Source organism: Pseudomonas sp. FP597, assembly GCF_030687435.1.
Lineage (GTDB): Bacteria > Pseudomonadota > Gammaproteobacteria > Pseudomonadales > Pseudomonadaceae > Aquipseudomonas > Aquipseudomonas lactucae.
Window position 1 is genome coordinate 3,103,310 of record NZ_CP117432.1, and the last position, 21,231, is coordinate 3,124,540.

General features: G+C 61.3%; 24 protein-coding genes. 12 read left to right on the top strand and 12 right to left on the bottom strand.

Annotated elements, in window-relative coordinates:
• Nucleotides 1-95: 95 nt before the first annotated feature.
• A complete protein-coding gene (locus PSH66_RS14405) occupies nucleotides 96-998 on the top strand; it encodes a LysR family transcriptional regulator (protein ID WP_305429466.1) in 903 nt (300 codons plus the stop codon).
• A 21-nt stretch (nucleotides 999-1,019) separates the two neighbouring features.
• Complete coding sequence (locus tag PSH66_RS14410) at nucleotides 1,020-1,697, top strand: GNAT family N-acetyltransferase (RefSeq protein ID WP_305429468.1); 678 nt, start codon at nucleotides 1,020-1,022, stop codon at nucleotides 1,695-1,697.
• Between the two features lie 83 nt (nucleotides 1,698-1,780).
• On the opposite strand, the gene PSH66_RS14415 is transcribed toward PSH66_RS14410, so the two are convergent.
• Nucleotides 1,781-2,392, bottom strand: coding sequence for a TetR/AcrR family transcriptional regulator (locus PSH66_RS14415; RefSeq protein WP_305429469.1), 612 nt, complete (start codon nucleotides 2,390-2,392; stop codon nucleotides 1,781-1,783).
• Between the two features lie 69 nt (nucleotides 2,393-2,461).
• Here PSH66_RS14415 and PSH66_RS14420 point away from each other — a divergent pair, with 69 nt between their 5' ends.
• Complete coding sequence (locus PSH66_RS14420) at nucleotides 2,462-3,061, top strand: NAD(P)H-dependent oxidoreductase (RefSeq protein ID WP_305429470.1); 600 nt, start codon at nucleotides 2,462-2,464, stop codon at nucleotides 3,059-3,061.
• 1 nt (nucleotide 3,062) lies between these two features.
• Here PSH66_RS14420 and PSH66_RS14425 read toward each other — a convergent pair whose 3' ends face one another.
• From PSH66_RS14425 to PSH66_RS14435, 3 genes are all read right to left on the bottom strand, one after another.
• Nucleotides 3,063-3,452 carry a hypothetical protein gene (locus PSH66_RS14425; RefSeq protein ID WP_141063855.1) on the bottom strand — a complete coding sequence of 130 codons (390 nt, stop codon included), beginning with the start codon at nucleotides 3,450-3,452 and terminating at the stop codon, nucleotides 3,063-3,065.
• Between the two features lie 32 nt (nucleotides 3,453-3,484).
• Nucleotides 3,485-4,741, bottom strand: a complete 1,257-nt coding sequence (gene aroA / locus PSH66_RS14430) for a 3-phosphoshikimate 1-carboxyvinyltransferase (protein ID WP_305429472.1) — start codon at nucleotides 4,739-4,741, stop codon at nucleotides 3,485-3,487.
• A 90-nt stretch (nucleotides 4,742-4,831) separates the two neighbouring features.
• Entirely contained in the window at nucleotides 4,832-5,386 is a 555-nt protein-coding gene (locus PSH66_RS14435; RefSeq protein WP_003173705.1) for a UPF0149 family protein, read from the bottom strand.
• Between the two features lie 160 nt (nucleotides 5,387-5,546).
• Between PSH66_RS14435 and PSH66_RS14440 the strand changes: the two genes are divergently transcribed.
• Together PSH66_RS14440 and nudC are read left to right on the top strand one after the other, a co-directional pair.
• Nucleotides 5,547-6,359: a crotonase/enoyl-CoA hydratase family protein gene (locus tag PSH66_RS14440; protein WP_305429473.1), complete on the top strand. Its 813-nt coding sequence runs from the start codon at nucleotides 5,547-5,549 to the stop codon at nucleotides 6,357-6,359.
• A 5-nt stretch (nucleotides 6,360-6,364) separates the two neighbouring features.
• Nucleotides 6,365-7,198 (top strand): NAD(+) diphosphatase, encoded by an 834-nt coding sequence (gene nudC / locus PSH66_RS14445; protein ID WP_042944619.1) that lies wholly within the window; start codon nucleotides 6,365-6,367, stop codon nucleotides 7,196-7,198.
• On the opposite strand, the gene PSH66_RS14450 is transcribed toward nudC, so the two are convergent.
• From PSH66_RS14450 to PSH66_RS14470, 5 genes are all read right to left on the bottom strand, one after another.
• Nucleotides 7,166-7,945 (bottom strand): TSUP family transporter, encoded by a 780-nt coding sequence (locus PSH66_RS14450; RefSeq protein WP_003173707.1) that lies wholly within the window; start codon nucleotides 7,943-7,945, stop codon nucleotides 7,166-7,168. The genes nudC and PSH66_RS14450 overlap by 33 nt on opposite strands.
• Nucleotides 7,946-8,077: 132 nt before the next feature.
• On the bottom strand, nucleotides 8,078-8,794 hold the full coding sequence (gene pcsA, locus PSH66_RS14455) for a phosphatidylcholine synthase (RefSeq protein WP_003173708.1): 717 nt from the start codon (nucleotides 8,792-8,794) through the stop codon (nucleotides 8,078-8,080).
• 147 nt (nucleotides 8,795-8,941) lie between these two features.
• Nucleotides 8,942-9,862: a class I SAM-dependent methyltransferase gene (locus PSH66_RS14460; protein WP_141063853.1), complete on the bottom strand. Its 921-nt coding sequence runs from the start codon at nucleotides 9,860-9,862 to the stop codon at nucleotides 8,942-8,944.
• Nucleotides 9,863-9,921: 59 nt separating this feature from the next.
• Complete coding sequence (locus tag PSH66_RS14465; protein WP_042944623.1) at nucleotides 9,922-10,410, bottom strand: DUF1289 domain-containing protein; 489 nt, start codon at nucleotides 10,408-10,410, stop codon at nucleotides 9,922-9,924.
• Between the two features lie 62 nt (nucleotides 10,411-10,472).
• A complete protein-coding gene (locus tag PSH66_RS14470) occupies nucleotides 10,473-11,723 on the bottom strand; it encodes a ribonucleotide-diphosphate reductase subunit beta (protein ID WP_305429476.1) in 1,251 nt (416 codons plus the stop codon).
• Nucleotides 11,724-12,057: 334 nt separating this feature from the next.
• Here PSH66_RS14470 and PSH66_RS14475 point away from each other — a divergent pair, with 334 nt between their 5' ends.
• From PSH66_RS14475 to PSH66_RS14490, 4 genes are read left to right on the top strand one after another with little or no spacing between them, the layout of a single operon-like run.
• Nucleotides 12,058-13,095, top strand: a complete 1,038-nt coding sequence (locus PSH66_RS14475; RefSeq protein ID WP_305429477.1) for an isopenicillin N synthase family oxygenase — start codon at nucleotides 12,058-12,060, stop codon at nucleotides 13,093-13,095.
• A 14-nt stretch (nucleotides 13,096-13,109) separates the two neighbouring features.
• On the top strand, nucleotides 13,110-13,904 hold the full coding sequence (locus PSH66_RS14480; protein ID WP_003173713.1) for a MetQ/NlpA family ABC transporter substrate-binding protein: 795 nt from the start codon (nucleotides 13,110-13,112) through the stop codon (nucleotides 13,902-13,904).
• The gene (locus tag PSH66_RS14485) at nucleotides 13,901-14,647 is read left to right on the top strand and encodes a methionine ABC transporter ATP-binding protein (RefSeq protein ID WP_141063851.1); all 747 of its coding nucleotides are present in this window, start codon (nucleotides 13,901-13,903) and stop codon (nucleotides 14,645-14,647) included. The genes PSH66_RS14480 and PSH66_RS14485 overlap by 4 nt, the downstream gene beginning before the upstream one ends.
• Nucleotides 14,644-15,309, top strand: coding sequence for a methionine ABC transporter permease (locus PSH66_RS14490; RefSeq protein WP_141063850.1), 666 nt, complete (start codon nucleotides 14,644-14,646; stop codon nucleotides 15,307-15,309). The genes PSH66_RS14485 and PSH66_RS14490 overlap by 4 nt, the downstream gene beginning before the upstream one ends.
• On the opposite strand, the gene PSH66_RS14495 is transcribed toward PSH66_RS14490, so the two are convergent.
• The gene (locus PSH66_RS14495; RefSeq protein WP_305429480.1) at nucleotides 15,289-16,728 is read right to left on the bottom strand and encodes a PLP-dependent aminotransferase family protein; all 1,440 of its coding nucleotides are present in this window, start codon (nucleotides 16,726-16,728) and stop codon (nucleotides 15,289-15,291) included. The two genes, PSH66_RS14490 and PSH66_RS14495, sit on opposite strands and share 21 nt — an antisense overlap.
• Before the next feature lie 123 nt (nucleotides 16,729-16,851).
• Between PSH66_RS14495 and PSH66_RS14500 the strand changes: the two genes are divergently transcribed.
• The 3 genes from PSH66_RS14500 (at nucleotide 16,852) to PSH66_RS14510 (ending at nucleotide 19,907) form a co-directional block, all read left to right on the top strand.
• A complete protein-coding gene (locus PSH66_RS14500) occupies nucleotides 16,852-17,484 on the top strand; it encodes a LysE family translocator (protein WP_003173717.1) in 633 nt (210 codons plus the stop codon).
• A 90-nt stretch (nucleotides 17,485-17,574) separates the two neighbouring features.
• A complete protein-coding gene (locus PSH66_RS14505) occupies nucleotides 17,575-18,633 on the top strand; it encodes a diguanylate cyclase (RefSeq protein WP_003173718.1) in 1,059 nt (352 codons plus the stop codon).
• Between the two features lie 44 nt (nucleotides 18,634-18,677).
• A complete protein-coding gene (locus PSH66_RS14510) occupies nucleotides 18,678-19,907 on the top strand; it encodes a M20/M25/M40 family metallo-hydrolase (protein WP_305429481.1) in 1,230 nt (409 codons plus the stop codon).
• Between the two features lie 220 nt (nucleotides 19,908-20,127).
• Here PSH66_RS14510 and PSH66_RS14515 read toward each other — a convergent pair whose 3' ends face one another.
• Nucleotides 20,128-20,544 (bottom strand): hypothetical protein, encoded by a 417-nt coding sequence (locus PSH66_RS14515; protein ID WP_305429482.1) that lies wholly within the window; start codon nucleotides 20,542-20,544, stop codon nucleotides 20,128-20,130.
• A 335-nt stretch (nucleotides 20,545-20,879) separates the two neighbouring features.
• On the bottom strand, nucleotides 20,880-21,230 hold the full coding sequence (locus PSH66_RS14520) for a hypothetical protein (RefSeq protein ID WP_305429483.1): 351 nt from the start codon (nucleotides 21,228-21,230) through the stop codon (nucleotides 20,880-20,882).
• Nucleotide 21,231 lies beyond the last annotated feature (1 nt).

Sequence of the window (21,231 nt, forward strand, 5' to 3'; positions counted from 1 at the left end):
TGCGACTGTCACAACGCTACGGCGTGGCCTAACATGGCGCAAGGCGCATGGGTTGCACTGAATACCTGCATAAGACGCCTGCCAAGGAGATACCGATGCCTGATCTGAATCTGCTGATCACCCTGGACGTTCTGCTCGCCGAAGGCAGCGTCGTCGGCGCGGCCAAACGCCTGGGGCTGAGCCCTTCGGCCATGAGCCGAGCCCTGGCGCGCCTGCGCGACACCACCGGCGACCCCTTGCTGGTACGCGCCGGGCGCGGCCTGGTACCGACCCCACGGGCGGTGGCACTGCGCGAACAGGTCAGCCGTCTGGTGCAGGACGCTCACGGCGTACTGCGCCCGGCGCAAGCCCTGGAGATGGGGCGGGTAGAGCGCACCTTCACTCTGCGTACCAGCGAAGAGTTCGTCGAACAGGTCGGCCCGTCCCTGCTGGCGCGCATCGCCCGAGAGGCCCCCGGCGTACGTTTGCGCTTCATCAACAAGACCGACACGGACAGCGCCTGGCTGCGCGATGGCCGGGTGGACCTGGAAACCGGCGTGGTCGACCCCGTCGCCAGCCCGGAAATCCTGACCCAGGCGCTGTTTCGCGACCGTCTGATCGGCGTGGTGCGCAAGGGTCATCCCCTCAGCCAGGGCGCGATCAGCGCCCAGCGTTTCGCCGAGGGCCAGCACGTCTACGTTTCGCGGCGCGGCCAGGCGCGTGGCCAGATCGACGATGCGCTTGAGTGCCTGGGCTTCACGCGACAGATAGCCAGCATCGTCGCCGGCTTCTCCACCGCCGTTGCCCTGGCCCGTGGCACCGACCTGATCGCCAGCGTGCCCGAGCGCTACATCGCCGACCGACGCGACCTGTACTGCTTTGACCTGCCGCTGATGTTGCCCGGCTTCACCGTGGCGATGCTCTGGCATCCACGGCTGGACGCAGACCAGGCGCACCGCTGGCTGCGTGGATGCTTGCGTGAGGTGTGCGGGCAACAGGTACAATCCCCGCTGCCTTGACGCGAAACCCCAGGAATTTGCATGTTCAGCCTTACCCGCTACACCACGCCGTGCCCCGAGCCCATTAATGCTCAGATCCTGCAAATGGTGGTGGACAACCTCACCGACATCAGCAGCGTGGCGCTGCCGCCAAGCAACCTGCTCTACAGCATCTATCAGTATGCGGTTGGCTTTGAAGTGCACCTGTACCTGGAAGCGCTGAATGGCGAGAAGGGCATTGCAGTCGAGCTGATTGTCGCCACCGATGCGCAGCAGGCCGACCAGCTCATCGGCTTCTTGCTGTGCCTGCCGGTGAAGGATGACCCCGAGGCGTGCGGCATCGCGTTCATGGCGGTGCAAGCCGGTCGCCGCCGCCAGGGTGTGGCGCGTGCAATGATGCAGGACGTGCTGGCGCGCTATCCCCATGCCGAATTGGCCTGCGCCGTGGAAAAGGTTCCGGCTTTCGAGGCCGTGGGCTTCCAGGTGCGCGGCGCGCGCGGCACCCAGGTGCTGATGAACACCCGCGACTACGGCACCGATGGCTTGATGGGCGTGCTGGATGTGGCGCCGATCTACAGCTCCCTGGAAGTGCGGCAGATCCATACCTACCTGCTGCAAAGGCACGGCAAGCGCGCAATGATCGACGCGGAGAAACAGCGGGACCGGCATTTGGATCAGTTGACGCACAAGGTTCGATTGTTTGTGCAGTCTCAAGGCTGAGTGGTCGCGCTGCTAGCCAACCACTGCAGCCTCCCTGTGGAAGCTGCCAAGCTTTAGCGAGGCTGCGATAGCGGTGGGGCAGGCTACGCAGTTGTCGCAGCCCCACGATTGACCATCGCCAGAATCGTCGCCAATAGCTCCTGCTGCGCCTCTTCACGGCTGATTTCGCCGTTGGCCGCCGCGTGTGACAAGGCTTGCGCCGCGCCCAGCATGGCGCGCAGGCCGGCTTGAGAGACGGTGCCCGTGGGCGCGAAGGGCGCCAGCGCGTCGCGGCACTTGTCGAGGAAGATCACCTCGTATTTGCGCTTGAGGGTTTCCAGTTCCGGCGAACCGCTCAGTGCTGCGGTCACCCCCGGAATCTCTCGTCCCTGCAACAACACGCAATCGACATAGGACGCGGCGATTACCCACGCGCGGTCTTCCAATGTCGCGCTGCTGGTATCGATAGCCTCGGCAAACACCTGGTTCTGGCGCCCATCGAAATCTTCGTACAACGCAGCCAGCAACCCGGCACGAGTGACGAAGTGGTCGTAGACCACCGGCTTGGTCACGCCCGCCAGTTCCGCCAGGCGGCCCAGGGTCAGGGCGTCCGTGCCTTCCTCGCGCACCAGTTGCCAGGCGACTTCCAACAATTGGCGCAGCCGATCTTCACGGGACAAACGACGACGCGGGGCAGGGGATTCGTTGCTTGACATGCTTATGTACCAAAAGTAACTTACTAATCGTAACTTAGTCCTAGCCTAAACCGAAAGGGAGTCCATGTCATGCACGCGCTCATTGTTGTTGCTCACCACGACCCGCAATCCCTCACTCACGCCATTGCAGCGCAAGTCGCTGCCGGCCTCGGTGCGGCCGGCCACACTTATGAAATCGCCGACCTTGCCGCCGAAGGCTTCGACCCGCGCTACAGCGTTGCCGACCACCGGGTGCACCGCAGCCGCGCCACGCCTCCTGCGGATGTTCTGGCCGAACAAGCGCGCCTCGACCGTGCCGACGCCCTGGTGCTGGCGTTTCCCATCTACTGGTGGTCACTGCCGGGCCTGCTCAAGGGATGGATCGACCGCGTATTCGTCAATGGCTGGGCGATCGATTACGGCCCGGATACCCCGGTGGTGAAAAAGCTACGCCACATGCAGGTGCATCTGCTCGCCCTCGGCGCAGCGGACCACAGCGCCTTCGACCGCCACGGCTATGCCAAGGCAATGCGTACGCAGATCGACTACGGCATCTTTGATTACTGCGGGGCGCGGGTAGTGACGTCCGAGCTGTTGCTGGACTCCGAAGGCGGCGCGGCACAGGCGCATCTGCAGACGGCAAACGCCGTGGGGCGACGTCTGTTTGAGGCTGAAACGGTCGCCGGTTGATTCAACCGTCGCGAAACAGGTCGTGGGCATCCAGCAGGCGATAGGCAATTTCCGGGCGTTTCTCCAGGCCTCGGCGAATCGCCGCCGGAATCGATTGCCGGGTCTTGCGGCACATGCCCGGTAAGTCGTCGATGACGATCTGAATCCCGCGCATGCTCTTGACCTCTGTGTGGCCTGGGGCGATATGCACACGGATGCCCAATTGCTGGTACATCAGTTGTTGCAGGCGTTCGAGGTCTTGCAGGCTCTTGAGGTCTTCAAGCCGCTCGAGCAGGCGTTTTTCTTCCTGGCGGGTGAGGCTGAGGATACGCAGGTCGGCGCCGGAGGCCTCAAGTAACTGTTCGCGCTCGCAGACGCAGGCGCCGGGTGGGCAGGGTTGGCGAATTGTCATGTGCAGGCCCTCCCCAAACCGACGGGGCTGATTCAGTCGTTGAGCACGACCCCGAGACTGCCCAGGGCCTTCCAGTACCCAGGATAGGTCTTGGCCACGCAGTCAGGGTCCTGGATGCGAATGCCCGACACTTTCAGCCCGGCCAGGGCAAAGCACATGGCGATGCGGTGGTCGGCGTGGGTGTCGATCAGTGCGTTGCACGAGGTGCCGGCCAGCGCCGGGTCGGCGGCCACCAGCAGGTCGTCGCCTTCGATGGTTGCCAACCCCGGACGGATCGCATTCAGGCCGTCATGCAGGGCCTGTACGCGATCACACTCCTTGACCCGCAGGTTGGCCAGCTCGGTGAAGCGCACCGGCGTAGTGTTGAATGCGGCCAGCACCGCCAGGGTGGGAATGGCGTCCTGCATTTGCGAGCCGACCACCGTGGCCTGCATGTTCGGGAACTGCGCGATCACGGCCTGCGCCTTGGCGTCGGGCTGAGTGAAATCCTGCGCGGCCACGCCGATGTCGATATGGCCACCGGTCAGCACTTCGGCGGCCCACAGGTAGGTGGCGGCGGAGGCGTCCGGCTCGATCAGGTAGTCATGGGCGGTGTAGCCGGTGGGGGCTACGCGCCAGGTGGTGTCGTTTACCTCGTCAACCTGCGCCCCGAAGGCACGCATGCAATCGAGGGTCAGGTCCACGTAGCCACGGGCACCGATGTCCTTGCCGGTCAGCGCCACTTCGATCGGCGCCTCACCGCACGCCGCCAGCATCAGCAAGGCCGAGACGTACTGGCTGGACAAGCCGCCGTCGATTTCAAAGCGCGTGGCCTGGACCTTGCCCGCGCCGTGCACGGTCACCGGCGGGCAACCGGTCGGGCTGTCGACCTGGATACCGTTTTGGCTGAGGGTAGCCAGCAGTGGGCCGATCGGACGCTTGCGCATATAGTCGTCGCCATCGAGCACTACGGTGCCATCGACGGTCGCTACCGCCGCAGTGAGAAAACGCATGGCGGTGCCGGCATTGCCGAGGAACAGCGGTTGCGTCGGCAATTGCAGCTTGCCGGAACCGGTGACGACGAAGGTGGTGTCGTCCGGCTCATCGATGGTCACGCCCATTTGGCGCAGGGCCACCGACATGTGCCGGGTGTCATCGCTCTTGAGCGCGCCGCTCAGGCGGCTGGTGCCCTTGGCCAGGGCGGCCAGCAGCAGGGCGCGGTTGGTAATGGATTTGGAGCCGGGCGGTGCGACCTTGCCATTGAGGGGGAAATTGGGCGGTGTAACGGTCACGGTTTTCTGCGAACTCAAGGTACAAGGCTCCTGGTCAAGGCAAGGTGATACGGAGTGGCCGGCGGGCGGACCCGAATAATCGGCCAAAGGTGCGGTGCTTGTCGAGGTTTAGCGCTGGCTCAACCAGTAATCATGCAGCGCCCGCGCCGCCGGTTCGATCTCGCTGACGCGCTGCTGGTGGGCCTGCACGTCCAGGTCTGCGGGCAACTCGAAGTTGTCCTGTTCGGCGCACCAGGAAATTTTCTCGAACTGCGCGGCCAGTTCGACAGGCAGTTGCGGCCAATTGCCGATCGCTGCGCCACGGATGTAGCCAAAGCACCACTCTTCAGCCAGGGTTACGGCTTGGCCTTGATGTTCGGTGTCATCGAAGCGTGCCTTGAAGTCTTGGGCGTTGTTGGCCAATTGTGCCGCCAGGGTGTTGATGTGGCGTACGCACAGCTCCAGGAAACGCTGTGCTTGATCCATGCTTTCCCATTCCGGGTTCTGCCCGCCCCAGATGGCCGGGAACCATTCGGCGATATCCACTTGCGTCGGGCTCGACACCAGCGCGGTGAAGTAACCGTCGAGTTCGGCCAGGTTCAGCACCGAATGATCATCGCCGTACTTGAGTAGGGTGTCTTCGATAAACTCGAAATCGGCGGGGGTGAGGGGTTGGGCGTGCATGGCATTTCCTTAAAACGTCGAGCGCCGCGGGCGGGGCGGCTTAAAGCGCCAAGGATGGCGCCTGGCAGGATTTTTTGCCAGTCCCGCTTTTGGCCGATGCGCCGTCCTGCACCCTTGTTATAGTTCGGGCCTTATCACTCGCCAGTCAGGGATCACTGCCATGTCCGAATACCAAGCTTTCGTCGTCGAACTCACCGGCAACGTTGCCCATGTGCAGATCAATCGCCCGGAAAAAATCAACGCGATGAACGCGGCGTTCTGGACCGAGATCATCGACATTTTTCAATGGGTCGACGACACCGACGCGGTGCGTGCGGTGGTGCTCAGCGGTGCCGGCAAGCATTTCTCGTCGGGCATTGACTTGATGATGCTGGCGTCGGTGGCCAATGAGTTCGGCAAGGATGTAGGACGCAATGCCCGCCTGTTGCGACGCAAGATTCTACAGCTGCAAGCCTCGTTCAACGCTGTCGACAACTGCCGCAAGCCGGTGCTGGCGGCGATCCACGGCTATTGCATCGGTGGCGCCATCGACCTGATCAGCGCCTGCGACATGCGCTACGCCGCCGAGGGTGCGCAATTCTCTATCAAGGAAATCGACATCGGCATGGCCGCTGACGTCGGCACCCTGCAACGGCTGCCGCGCATCGTCGGCGACGGCATGCTGCGCGAACTGGCCTATACCGGCCGCCAGTTCGGCGCCGAAGAAGCCCGCAGCATCGGCCTGGTCAATCGGGTCTATGCCGATCACGAAAGCCTGTTGGCCGGGGTCATGGAGATTGCCGCTGAAATCGCCGCCAAGTCGCCGATTGCCGTCACCGGCACCAAGGCCATGATCAGCTACATGCGTGACCATACGGTCAATGATGGTCTGGAATACGTTGCCACCTGGAACTCGGCTATGTTGCAATCCAACGACCTGCGCGTGGCCATCGCGGCCCATATGAGCAAGCAGAAACCCGACTTCGTGGATTGACTGACATGACCCCAGGCTGGATTACCACAACGCTGCTGGACAACGACACCCCCGGCGGCTGGGCCGTCGCCCGCAGCCGCGACGGCTTTTTACATGACACCAACGGCCCGCTGTTCCCACGGGAATGGCTCAAGCGCCAGGACCTGCCGGTGTTCGCCGAACACGGCATCGGCTACCTCGACGGTGAGCCGGTGTACCTGTTGGAACTCGACTCGTCCAGCGAGGTGCCTGGGTGCAGTTGGCAGGGCCTGCGTGGCTTCATGCTGCAGGGCGATCACGCGTTGTACAAAGTGTTGGGGTACGCGGCGCAGATCGGCACCTGGGCGCGTGAGCATCGGTTCTGCGGCAGTTGCGGTCAGGCCATGGTCCAGGTGCCCCGCGAGCGCGCGATGCATTGCCCGCCCTGCGACCTGCGCAGCTACCCGCGGATTTCGCCGAGCATGATCGTGCTGGTGACCCGTGGCGATGAGATCCTGCTGGCGCGTTCGCCGCGTTTTGTCACCGGCGTGTACAGCACGTTGGCGGGGTTTGCCGAGCCGGGCGAGTCGGCCGAGGACTGCCTGATCCGCGAAGTGCGTGAGGAAGTGCAGGTGGAGGTCAAGAACATCCAGTACATGGGCAGCCAATGCTGGCCGTTCCCCCATTCGATGATGCTGGGCTTTCATGCCGAATACGCCGGTGGCGATATCGTGCCTCAGGCCGATGAGATCGAGGACGCGCAATGGTTCAACATCCATGACCTGCCGCCGTTGCCGGCGTCACGTTCGATTGCGCGCTACCTGATCGACCTCTACCTGGCCCGCCGCTTAGGCCACGCTGAACCAGTGCTGCCAGGCTAGGCGCACCGTCAGGCCCAGCACCACGGTGATGAACACCGGGCGAATGAATTTGGCGCCGCCGCTGATCGCGCTGCGTGCGCCAAAGAATGCGCCACACATTACCGAAACGCCCATGGCCAGACCGACGATCCAGTCCACCGAACCGTTGAAGATAAACACCGACAGCGCCGCCGCGTTACTGACGAAGTTCATGCTGCGCGCCACGCCGCTGGCTTTGACCAGGTCGATGGGGTAGAGCAGCATCGTGCTCACCGTCCAGAACGCCCCGGTGCCGGGGCCGGCCACACCATCATAGAAGCCCAGGCCGAAGCCCTGGGTGGCTTGCCATTTCTTCTTGATCGGCGCTTCGGCATCCAACGGTGCCTTGGGCGTGCCGCCAAACAGCAGGTAGACGCCGCAGGCAAAGACGATCACCGGCAGCATCTTGTTCAGGGTTTCGGCGGGCAGGTAATGCGCCACCACAGCACCGACGAGCGCGCCGACCAGCGTACCGACGATGGCATGCACCCATTGGCGCGGGTGGAACAGCTTGCGGCGGTAGAAGGTAAAGCTGGCGGTGGCCGAGCCGAAGGTGGAGCTGAGTTTGTTGGTACCCAGTACCAGGTGCGGCGGCATGCCGGCGGTGAGCAGCGCAGGCGTGGTCAGCAGGCCGCCACCGCCGGCGATGGCGTCGATGAAACCGGCAATAAAGGCCACGACGGCGAGAATGGCGAGGGTGGTGAGGTCAACGCTGAGTTCGAAGGGCATGGGATGGGCTTATTGTTGGCGGGGCTGCTGAGGGGCGCCATCTTACCTTCCGAATGTAAGAGATCCAAATGTGGGAGGGGCGGTGCGACGATTCGACTTGCTCCCTCCCACATTTGACCTGTGTTCACTGGGTTATTTGTGGGTGCCCAGCCACTCCAGCGCCGTGCGCCACACGCAAATCCCCAGAAAATACGCCGACATCAGCGACCACAACCCGAACGTCCATGGGTTGGTATTCGGGTAATCGACCACCATCAGAAAGCTGCACAGCAGCCAGATCGTGGTCACCGCGATATTGATCGGCATAAAGCGCTTGACCCGAAACGGGTGCAGGAACTTCATCGGCGTCACGGTCAGCAGCGCCAGGCCGATCACGGTCAGCAGCGTCACCCAGGCCTCTGGCTGGATGATGTAGACGCACAGGGCGACCACATTCCAGGCGGCGGGGAAGCCGACGAAGTAGTTATCCTTGCTCTTCATGTTCACGTTGCAGAAGCAGAACAATGACGACACCAGGATCACCGACACGGTGAACAGGTGGGTGAACTCCGGCAGGTCGATGTAGCGGTAGATAAACAGTGCGGGAATGAACACATAGGTGAGGTAGTCGATCACCAGGTCCAGCACCGAGCCGTCAAAGCTGGGCAAGACCGTGCTGACATTCACCCGTCGCGCCAGGGAACCGTCGACGCCGTCCACCACCAGCGCCAGGCCCAGCCAGAGCAGGCAGGCCTTGGGTGAGTTCTCCAGCAACGCCAGGGTGGCCAAAAAAGCCAGGACCACGCCGGTGGCGGTAAAGCCGTGGGCGCCCCAGGCTTTTATTCTGGCTACATGCAGGGTCGATATCACGGGCGGTTCTCCAAAAGGTCAAACGGGGCAGCCGACAGCGTAACGCGGTCGAGTCTGGCCGGGAATGCAGGTATCGACCGGGAAGGGGGGCATAAGGTTCACCGCCCGGCGTATCGCTTAGCGTAGCAAGCGTAGGACGTTTCGGCATCACCCTTGGCGGAATACCAGCGCCTTCAAGCCACTTTGCGCGTCAATATCTGGAAATTCCGGCGGGTTTTTCAGGCGCTCGACAAAGCGCAGGCCCGGCGCTTCGCGGGTCACACCGTCGATCAGGAAGTCTTCGCCATAGGCCGGGTCGTTCATGCACGCCAGCACCGTGCCCTGGGGCGACAACAAATCCGGCAGGCGGCGCAGCACGCGCTGGTAGTCCTTGGTCAGCAAAAAACTGCCTTTCTGGAAGGAGGGCGGGTCGATGATCACCAAGTCATACGGACCGCCGTGAGTCACCTTGGCCCAGGACTTGAACAGGTCGTGGCCCAGAAACGTCACTTTGCTCAGGTCGTGACCGTTGAGGCGATGGTTGTCGCGACCACGGCTCAGGGCGCCACGGGCCATGTCCAGGTTCACCACATGCTCGGCGCCGCCTTCGATGGCCGCCACCGAGAACCCGCAGGTGTAGGCAAACAGGTTGAGTACGTGCTGACCTTTGGCCTGCTCGCGCACCCAATTGCGTCCATAACGCATGTCGAGGAACAGGCCGCTGTTCTGTTTTTTGCCCAGGTCGATCAGATAGCGCAGGCCGCCTTCGGTGATGGTCAGCTCGTCGATGGCGTCTCCCACCAGCCACTCGGTGGTGCTTTGCGGCAGGTAGCGGTGTTGCAGGGCCACGGTATGGGCGCCGAAGCGCGCCCAGTCGAACTGCAACAATTGCTGCTTCAAGGCTTGCAGGTGTTCGGTTTCCTTGAACACGGCCACCAGCACGACGCCTTGCAGCCAGTCCACCGTCAACTGCTCCAGCCCTGGCCAGCAGCGACCACGGCCGTGGAACAGGCGCCGGGTTTCAGTCGGGGCGCTGGTCAGGGCGTTGAGCAGGTGGGTGTGCAGGGTAGCGAGTGCGTCTGGGTTCATCGTTGAGCGTCAGTCGTTGAGCGGGCGGCATTTTAAACACAATCGAGCGCGGTTGTTGCTCAGAGCGTGGCGATCAAGGCTGGCCCAAAGGACTCACGCAGAAAACCAGGTGCGATGTACCGCTCGTAATGCGCTTCGGAGAGCAGGAAGAACTCCCGATCAATCGCGTCGCGCAGGTCTGTGAGGTTGCGTTCGCGAAACTCCGGCAACAGCGCCAACCCATAGGCATCCAGCTTGGAAATCACCCGTGCGCCCCTGGCAATCAACTGGTAGGCCCAGCAATACGGCGACTGGTGCGGCACAAAGCGAATCTTGCGGTCTTCCAGTTGTTGACGCAGGCGTTGCGGGTCGAAGACTTCCAGCTTGCTGGCCATGACCTGCACCAGCAATTGTTCAAGGCGCAGCCACACTGCCTGTTTTTCTTCGGCGTTGTAGCCATTCCACTGGATCACTTCATGGTGATAACGCTTGCAGCCGCGGCAGACCAGGTCACCGTAAACGGTGGAACACAGGCCGACGCACGGCGTCTTGATGGTTTGGTTGGGCATAAAGGGGCAATTTGCAAAGTTTATGGAACACCGCATTCCCACATTGGGATGTGTGTTGCTGATCAGTCCCAGCTCAGTGCGCCGCCGGTCTGGTACTCGATCACGCGGGTTTCGAAGAAGTTTTTCTCTTTCTTCAAATCCATAATCTCACTCATCCACGGGAACGGGTTCGTCGTGCCTGGATATTCTTCTTTAAGACCAATCTGCGACAGACGACGGTTAGCAATGAACTTGAGGTAATCCTCCATCATCGCCGCATTCATGCCCAACACACCGCGAGGCATGGTGTCGCGAGCGTACTCGATCTCCAGCTGCGTCCCCTGCAGGATCATCTGGGTCGCTTCTTCCTTCATCTCGGCATCCCACAGGTGTGGGTTTTCGATTTTGATCTGGTTGATCACATCGATACCGAAGTTCAGGTGCATCGACTCGTCACGCAGGATGTACTGGAACTGCTCGGCCACGCCGGTCATTTTGTTGCGGCGGCCCATGGAGAGGATCTGGGTGAAGCCGCAGTAGAAGAAGATGCCTTCCAGCACGCAGTAGTAGGCGACCAGGTTGCGCAGCAGTTCCTTGTCGGTGTCGACGGTGCCGGTTTCGAACTTCGTATCGGAGATCGAGCGGGTGTATTTCAGGCCCCAAGCCGCTTTCTTCGCGACGGATGGGATCTCGTGGTACATGTTGAAGATTTCGCCTTCATCCATGGCCAGCGATTCGATGCAGTACTGGTAGGCGTGGGTGTGGATCGCTTCTTCGAAGGCCTGGCGCAGGATGTACTGGCGGCACTCCGGGTTGGTGATCAGGCGGTACACGGCCAGGACCAGGTTGTTGGCGACCAGGGAGTCGGCGGTGGAGAAGAAGCCGAGGTTGCGCATGACGATGCGGCGTTCGTCGTCGGTGAGGCCTTCGGGGTTTTTCCACAGGGCGATGTCGGCGGTCATGTTGACCTCTTGCGGCATCCAGTGGTTGGCGCAGCCGTCGAGGTATTTCTGCCAGGCCCAGTCGTACTTGAACGGCACGAGTTGGTTGAGGTCGGCGCGGCAGTTGATCATGCGTTTTTCATCGACGGCGACGCGGGCGGAGGCGCCTTCGAGTTCGGCGAGGCCTTCCGCGACGTCGAGTTTGTCGAGGGCGGCTTTGGCGCGGATGATCGCAGCGGAGTCATTGGCAGTGACGTTGCGCGCTTCCAGGGCAGCGGCAGCGCCGGCACCGTCGAGGCGGTCCATGTTGGCTTCGCTGGCGTGGCCGGCGTTGGCGCCCTTGATCACCGCTGCACCGGTGTCCTCGTTGTCGACTTCGTCCCAACTCAGCATCGAAATACTCCTTCCTGGTCTGTTCTGACGGCGTGTGAATCCGCCTAAAAATTGGTGATTTGCAGGCTGTTAGGCATTGAAATACTGCGCATAGTGTGGTCGGAAAATACCGATGCTGCACACTATGTAGTGGTCTGTCTTGTTGGTGGGCACACTATATGGTGTGTAACACAGCGGGTCAACGCACAAGAGTGGATCGACTGTCGCAGGAGGCCAAGCGCGTGCGGCCTGGCTGCCCGCGCCTAAGCTAATTCTAAAAAGGTATTTATTAGAGGTTTTTAAGATCGTTTAGCTTGGACGCTTCCAAGGATTCTGTTCAAGGAGCGAGCCGCCGATGGCCCACGTACAGTCAATCACCGCTTTGCCGCTGCTGGACCTGTCCCAGCTCGATGGCAGCCCGCGGCAGCGTCAGCAGTTTCTCGATGAGCTGCGTCTGGCGGCGCGGCATATCGGGTTTTTCTACCTCACCGGGCATGGTATCGACCGCGACTTGCTGGCCCAGGTGCAGCAACAGGCGCGGGCGTTTTTTGCCTTGCCCGAGGCCGACAAACGGGCGGTGGGCATGCTCAACTCCCCGCATTTTCGCGGTTACAACCGCGCCGCCTCCGAGATCACCCGGGGCCAGCCGGACCTGCGCGAACAATTCGATGTCGGTGCCGAGCGCGAGCCCTTGCCCCCGGCGCAGTACCCGGCCGCCTGGGCGCGCTTGCAGGGGCCCAATCAATGGCCGACGGCTCTGCCCCAACTCAAACCCCTGGTGCTCGGCTGGCAGCATGCGATGACGCAAATGGCCCTGCGCCTGTTACGCGCGTTCGCCCAGGCCCTGTCCCTGCCGGAAGACGCTTTTGATGCGCTGTACGGCGACAAGCCCAACGAACATATCAAACTGATCCGCTACCCCGGTCGCCATGCCCAGCAAAGTCGTCAAGGCGTCGGCGCGCACAAGGATTCCGGTTTCCTCAGTTTCCTGCTGCAAGACGAGCAGGCCGGTTTGCAGGTGGAAGTGGAGGAGGGCCGTTGGATCGATGCAGAGCCGCGCCCCGACACGCTGGTGGTGAATATCGGCGAACTGCTTGAACTGGCCAGTAATGGCTACCTGCGCGCTACCGTCCATCGCGTGGTGTCGCCGCCGGTGGGCAGCGAGCGCTTGTCCCTGGCGTTTTTCCTCGGGGCGCAACTGGACGCAGTGGTGCCGGTGTATCAACTGGCGCCCGAGCTGCTGCGCGATGCCCACGGCCCCGAGAGCGATCCGCGCAATCCGTTGCTGCGCGATGTGGGCTGGAACTACCTCAAGGGGCGCCTGCGCTCCCACCCCGATGTCGCTCAACGTTTCTATGCCGACGCCACGCTGCCCCAAGCGCTGTCCGCCTGATCAGGAGATCACCGATGTTGAAAACCACCACCCTTACCCTGGCGGCTTTGCTGGCCTCATTCAGTGTGTCGGCCGCCGACGCATTGCGCGTGGCCGCCGACCCGATCCCCCATGCGCAGATCCTTGAGTACGTACAGAAGCTCGACCCTGGCCTGAAGCTGAAAATCATCGAAGTCCCCAACGGCGTGAATTCCAACGAACTGCTGGCCCATGGTGATGTCGACGCCAATTACTTCCAGCACCTGCCGTACCTCCATTCCCAGGAACAGGCGCTCGGCCAGACGTTCGTGGTGGCTGCCACGGTGCATATCGAACCGTTGGGAATCTATTCGCGCCGGCATACCAGCCTCGCTCAAGTGCCGGACAAGGGCACCGTCGCCGTACCGAATAACGTCACCAACCTCAGCCGCGCGCTGTACCTGTTGCAAGCCAACGGCCTGATCAAACTCAAACCGGGCTTCAATGACGCCGCCAAGGATCAGGCCACGCCCAAGGACATCGCCGAAAACCCCAGGCATTTGAAGATTCTGGAGATTGAATCCCCGCAAATTCCCCGCGCATTGGACGATGTGGACCTTGCGGTGATCAACGGCAACTTCGCCCTGGAAGCCGGGCTCGAACCGGCTAAGGATGCGTTGGGCCTGGAGCAGGCCAAGGGCAACCCTTATGCGAATATCCTCGTCACCACCCCCAAGCTGGCGGATGACCCACGCATCCGCCAGTTGGCCAACGACTTGCGCTCGCCGGAACTGGCCAAGTTCATCAGTGAGAAATACGCCGGCTCGGTGATTCCGGTGGTGGTCGAATGATCGTTGTCGAGGGCGTCAGCAAAACCTACGCCAACGGCCAGCCGGCGGCGTTGGATAACGTGTCGTTGCAGATCGCCGATGGCGCGATCTTCGGTATTGTCGGGCGCAGCGGCGCGGGTAAAAGTACCTTGCTGCGCTGCTTGAACCTGCTGGAGCGGCCGACGTCCGGGCGCATCCTGCTGGATGGCCAGGACCTGACCCGCTTGAACGACAAACAGCTGCGCCAGCAACGCCAGCGCATCGGCATGATCTTCCAGGGCTTCAACCTGCTGCATTCGCGCAACGTCGCGGATAACGTCGCGGTGCCGCTGGAGATCGCCAATGTGCCCAAGGCCGAGCGCGCGGCGCGGGTGACGGAGCTGTTGGCACTGGTGGGGCTCAGCGACAAAGCCCAGGCGTTTCCCTCGCAGTTGTCCGGCGGGCAGAAGCAGCGTGTAGGCATCGCGCGCGCCTTGGCCGCGCGCCCGGCGTACCTGCTGTCGGACGAAGCCACCAGCGCGCTGGACCCGGAGACGACGGCGTCGATCCTTGAACTGTTGCGCGACATCAACCGGCAGCTGGGCGTGACCATCGTGTTGATCACCCACGAGCTGGAGGTGGTCAAGGCGATCTGCGACAGCGCGGTGTCCCTGGCCGATGGCCGCGTGGTGGAGAGCGGCACGTTGCTGCAGCTGCAGGCCGACCCGTCGTCGCGTCTCGGGCGCTCGCTGGTCCCCAGCCTGCAAGTGGTGAGGGCCGTATGAACACCGATTGGAGCGACATCCTGCAATTGCTGCTCAACGCCACCGGCGAAACCTTATACATGGTGCTGCTGGCCGGGCTCTTCACCCTGTTGATCGGCCTGCCCTTGGGCGTGCTGCTGTTTATCAGCCGAGCCGACGGCCTGTTCCCCTTGCCACGTCTGAACCAAGGGTTGGGCGCGGTGATCAACCTGGGACGTTCATTGCCCTTTGTGGTGATGTTGATCGCACTGATTCCGCTGACCCGCTTGATCGTCGGCACCACCCTGGGCAGCACCGCCGCTGTGGTGCCGATCACCATCGGTGCCTTTCCGTTCTTCGCGCGGATTGTCGAAACCGCGCTGGATGAAGTCGACAAGGGCCGCATCGAAGCCATCGTGGCCATGGGCGGGGATATCCGCCATGTGATTCTCAAGGTGTTATTGCCCGAGGCCTTGCCGGCCCTGGTAGCCGGGACAACCTTGACCCTGGTGATGCTGATCGGTTTTTCATCCATGGCCGGGGTGATCGGCGGTGGTGGGTTGGGCGACCTGGCGATTCGTTACGGTTACCAGCGCTTCAATAACCAGATCATGGTGGTCACGGTGATTGTGCTGGTGCTGCTGGTGCAGGGCGTGCAAAGCCTGGGCGATCGTTGTGTGCGCTCATTGGCCCATCGCCGCTGAGGCGCCGCCCAGCGCGCGTGAGGCCTTGAGCAACAGCGCTTCAAACACCTGCTGCACCCGTGGCTCATCGCTGTGGGCCACATTGAAGCGCATCGAATCGTGATGGGCCGGGTCGTAGCCGAAGAGCGCACCCGGCGCCAGAACCATGCCGCGTTTCAATGCCTCCTGGGCCAGCCATTCGCCGTCCACTCCCGTCGGCAGGCGCGCCCAGATAAACATCCCGCCTTCGTAGGCCATCGGCAGTTCACAGCCGCAGCGCCTGAGCCAGTGTTCGACACGCCCGCCGGCCTCGATCAAACGCTGGACCATACGCTTGCGGTGCTTGGTGTAGCTGCCTTCGCTGAGCATGCGGTACACGATCTGTTCGAACAGCTCCGAGGTCACGCCACCGCTCATCAGTTTCATGTTGGTGAGGTTGGCCGCCAACTGCGGCGCGGCCACCACGTAGCTGACGCGGGTATTGGCGCTGAGCATCTTCGAGAAGCCCGACAGGTAGGTGACCTGCTCCAGCCCTGCGATGGCGGCCAGGCGTGGCGGTGGGTTGGGGTGCAGGTCGCCGTAGAGGTCATCCTCGACAATATGGCACTGGTACTGCTGGGTCAGTTGCAACAGGCGAAAGGCCTGGCTGGGGCTGAAGGAGTGGCCCGTGGGGTTGTGCAGCACGCTGGTGGTCAGGTAGAAGCTGGGGCGATGCTCGGCCAGCAGTTGTTCCAGGACGGTGAAATCGAAGCTGTCGGGGCGGCGCGCGATTGTCACCACCTTGACGCCATGCAGGGCCAGGTTGGCGTGGAAGTTGAAATAGCACGGCGCGTCCAGCAGCACCGTATCGCCGGGCCGCGTCAGCAGGCGCATGAGCATGTCCAGGCCCTGTACGGTGTTGGGGGTGGTGATGATCTGCTCCACCGGCACCGACAAACCTTCACTGTGCAATTTCTGTTGCAGGACCTGGCGCAGCGGCAGGAAACCGGCCGGCGTGCCCAGCCCGGCGATGCGCAGCGCCGGCGCGCGTACCACGCTGCGCATCGCTTGGCGCAGGGGCTCGGCGTCCAGCCATGCTTCTGGCAAGTGGCCGCCGCCGGGGCGCAGGTCGCCGTCGGCGGTCACCAATGGGCGGCGCAAGACGCTGAGCAGGTCTTGGGGCAGCAGGTCGACCCACACCACCGACGCCGGGCGTGGGCTGTCCATCGTCACAAAGTGTCCACGGCCCTGGCTTGAGGTGAGCAGGTTGCGCCCACGCAGGCGGTCCAGGGCTTCGTTGAGGGTGAACTTGCTGACGCCCAGGGTCTGGGTCAGTTCACGCACCGAGGGCAACTTGCTGCCGGGTGCCCATTCGCCGTGCTCGATGGCCTGGCTGAACGCTTCGACGATCTGCTGCACTTTCGGCGTGCCTTCCACAAAGGCAATTGCACGTACAAACATAAACCTTCCTTGTGTTTGCCGGTGTTTTTACCGGTAAAGTCAGGCCGAATTAGGCATTACTTTACCTGCCTTGTGCAACGCCGCCTGCCTAGACTGCGCACTCCGCTTCTCAGGTTCCAGGCCATGACCAGTGCGTTAACGCTGTCTTCGTTTCTCTATTTCCTGCTGTTTTGCGCGACCATGACCTTCAGTCCCGGCCCCATGACCCTGCTGCTGTTGAGCCTGGGTTTGAAGGACGGCTTGCGCAGTTCGATCCCGGCGCAGATCGGCGCCAGTGTGTCGTACCTGATTTCAATCCTGATCTTTGCCCTGGGCTTTTCGGAATTGATCAAAGGTAACGTTGCCATTACCCAGGGCATCCAGTTTGTCGGCGTGGCCTACATCCTGTACCTGGCCTACAAGCAGTGGACCGGCAGCGGCGTGTCGATCGACAACGCCGCTGCCGCGCAAGGGTCGCGCAGCCTGTTCGGCAAGGGTTTGCTGACCGGGTTTTCCAACCCCAAGACCTTCATCATGTTCAGCGCTGTGTTCCCACAGTTCGCCGGGGCAGGGGAGCACAGTTCGGCGGCGGATATCGCCATCCTCGGGGCGACTTTTCTGTTGTTGCAGTTTGCCAGCGGCTGCCTGTATGGCTACTTTGGCCAGCGTATCAAGCATGTGCTGGAAAACCCCGGGCACCGGGTACTGTTGCAGCGGATCACGGCGGTGCTGCTGTTGGGGGTGGCATTGATGCTCGCGCGCGGGTTTTCCCACTAAGAGCTTTGGACGGGTGGCCGGATGAGGGATAGTGGCTATTTGCCGGTGCCCTGATAGACTCCAGGCATTCTCCCTGGATGACACCCCACCATGCCAGCCGCCGGAGGAAAAGGACTTCCGCTCGCTTTGCGCCTCTACAAATCCCGCACCCTGGGGCTGACGCTCGGTTTTGTGTGCGTGGTGTTCGGCATGTACCCGCTGGACCCTCCCGTGTGGGTATGGGGCTGGATGCTGATCAACGCCTTTGTCTGGCCTCACCTGGCCTTCCAACTGTCTTTGCGCACAACCCAGGCACTGCGCAGTGAGCGTCGCAACCTGTTGTTCGATTCGTTTTGCGGCGGGTTCTGGGTGGGCGCCATGCATTTCAACCCGCTGCCGAGCGTCACCACCTTGTCGATGATGACCATGAACAACGTCGCCATCGGCGGACCGCGCTTCATGTTTGCCGGCTTAATGGCGCAGACGCTGGGCATCGGCACGGCGCTGCTGATCTTCGCCCCGGCGTTCATGGCCGTGACCACCCAGGCCCAGCTGTATGCCTGCCTGCCGATTCTGCTGCTGTACCCGTTGGCGCTCGGTTGGATCTGCTATCGCCAGGCTGTAAACCTGGCCCGGCACAAACGCGAATTGATGACCCTGAGTCGCACCGACAGTTTGTCCGGCCTGCTCAACCATGGCGCGTGGAAAGATCACCTGGAAATCGAATTCCAACGCTGCCGTCGCGATCAGCAGGGCGCGGTGATTGCGCTGATCGACATTGACCATTTCAAGTTGATCAACGACACCTACGGCCACGTCACCGGTGACATCGTCCTGCGTCAACTGGGTAAAGTACTGCGCCAGAACCTGCGCGCCACCGACCTGGCCGGGCGCTACGGCGGCGATGAATTCTGCGTGATCCTGCCGGGAATGCCGCTCAACCACGCCACCGACGTGATGGAGGCGTTGCGCGATCGCTTCAACGCGTTGGCCTACGCCCAGGACCCGGCGCTGCGCGCCAGCTTGAGCATCGGCCTGGCGCCGTATCAACCCGGGCATGCCGATTCCACCAGTTGGCTCAACGATGCCGACCTGGCGTTGTATGAAGCCAAAAGCAGCGGGCGCAACCGGGTCAGCGCGGTGCAGGGCAGTTGGTTGCGGTCGGTCTAGTGGGGTAGGGTGTGGCGGTCCCTACACAAAACAAGGATCGGTTTATGCGCTTTATCTTCCCGCGTACCCTTCTGGCCACCACCCTGGCCTTGTCCTGCGCCCTCCCGGCCTACAGCGCCGAACCCCATAAACAGGTGCAGGCGGACGCCGAGCAGTACAAGGCCGAGGCCCTGAAACTGCTGGAACGCCTGGTGAATATCGATTCGGGCTCCGGTTACGGACCGGGCCTGACTCAGGTCAGCGACATCGCCATCGAGGAACTGAAAAAGCTGGGCTTCAGTATCGAACGGGTACCGGATGCCGCCGCCAACAGCAGCCATGTGATCGCCACCCTCAAGGGCAGCGGCAAAGCGAAGATTTTGCTGATGGCCCATATGGACACCGTGTTCAAGGAAGGCTCGGCCGCCGAGCGCCCGTTCCACATCAAGGATGGCCGCGCCTATGGCCCAGGCGTGATGGATGACAAGGGCGGCATCGTGGCCGGCATCTACGCGCTCAAAGTCCTGAAAAACCAGGGTTTCAAGGACTATGCGCAGATCACCTTCCTGCTCGACGCCAGCGAAGAAACCGGCTCCGACATCGCCTCCGAACTGATCCGCAACACCGCCAAGGCCCACGACGTCACCCTCAACCTCGAACCCGGCCGCCCCGCCGACGGCCTGGTGGTGTGGCGCAAAGGCAGCGCCACCGCGGTGGTCGAAGTCAAAGGCAAGGCCGCCCACGCCGGCGTCGCCCCGGAACTGGGACGCAACGCCGCCATGGAAGCCGCGCACCAGATCCTGCAACTGGGCAAGCTGGGCGATGAAGAGAAGAAAACCACCATCAACTTCACCGTGATCAAGGCCGGCGACCGCACCAACGTCATCCCCGACCAGGCCACCGCCAAGGCGGATGTACGCGCGGCGTTGCCCGAAGAGTTCGATCGCATCGAGAAGGACCTGGTGCGCGTGTCAGCCAACAAGCTGATCCCGGACACCGAAGTGACCACCAGCCTCAAACGCGGCCTGCCGCCGATGCCGCAAACGCCGGAATCGGACAAGTTGGTGGCGATTGCCCAAGGGATTTATGGGGAGTTGGGTAAGACGTTGACCATTGAAGGCAGCGGCGGCGCGGCGGACGCGAGCTTGTCGGCCGGGGTGGGAACGCCGACGTTGGATGGGTTTGGGATTGTGGGCGGGAATATTCATACGCCCGAAGAGTATGCGGAGGTGGAGAGCGTGGTGCCGCGGGTTTACCTGCTTAGTCGGATGATTATGGAGCTTTCGACGCGGTGATTTGAAGTTGCGCCGGGCTCACGCTGATGGGTGAGCCTTTGTGGTGAGCAGGCCCTGTGGTGAGCAGGCTTGCCCTGCGCTGGGCTGCGAAGCAGCCCCAAACCTGACATCGCTGATTGAACCGATACACCGTATCGCCCTGACGGGGGGCCGCTTCGCGGCCCAGCGCGAGCAAGCTCGCTCACTACAGGGGGTTGTGGGTGTGGGTGTGGGTGTGTTGCTACCACGTTGCTGGATCTTCGAGGCTGGCTTTTTGGAAATCTTCTTTCCAGCCCGCCTGTGTCAGTCTGTAAATTTCTTCGAAAAAGCCTCTTGGATTATCCATATCACCCCATCCCCAAGGCAGAGTGCAGTAATAGCCGGGAGCTTGGACTAGTACTTGGGAGAAGTCATAATTTTCGTAATTAAGCGCGGCGTCCAGAATATCGAATAGAGATTTTCGATGCCGATAATTTAAGTCTGCGCTTTTATCAATTATATATTTCTTGATTAACTGCTCTCTGTCGGCATCATTGTTGATGTCGTAGCCTGCAAACTCTTCGCCCAAAGTTTCTTCACGGTCATAGATGTCGAACGGGCCGAGAAAATACCGAAGCTTGGGTTCGTAGGGTACGTCTAGGAATGGGTGCTTTAGCATTGGTCGTTACTCACTGGAAATACGGTATAGAGTTTTTTAGTTTCGCGATCAAATTTCGCGATTGCGGCGTCCATGTTCTCATCGAGTATGGGATTGTTCAGGTCCTTCGGGTTGGGTATATAGCCTAATCCACAGCCTTGCTTTACTACTCTGACTATGGGGTTGCCATAGTAATCCTCTCCGGTGAAAGGGGGCAGGTTGCGGGAGGTTCTAGTTGTGACCTCGTTCAATACGGCGAGTTGCGCTCTATGGGATTTGAATTTTGTGCTGAGCTGCATAGGTTTTCCTATGTTATTTATAGAGATTCTGAATGCTGTGGTGTTTTATTTTTGGGCTTAATTCGCCTCAATTTCGTAAAGCTTAAGACAATCTAAAAGCACTTTCATGAAGCGTCTTTTGTCAATGATTTCGTCGTCAAAGTAAGTGTCGAAAAGATAGAAGACAGATTCAAAATCTTCATCGGTTTCTAGAAAATGACGGATGGTGTCGATATGCCACTGGCGCTCATCGTGCCCGTATGAGATAAATTCTGGCTTAGTAAGTTTGTTAAATAACTCGACGAGTTCTTTGTCGTTGTTTACATTTTTGGATGCGATGAAAATCTCTCTTTCGGGGTCGTCAAGATTTTCAGTGCTATAGGTGAATAATAGGCTGCGGAGGATTGAAAGTTTAGGTTGGTATTTCATG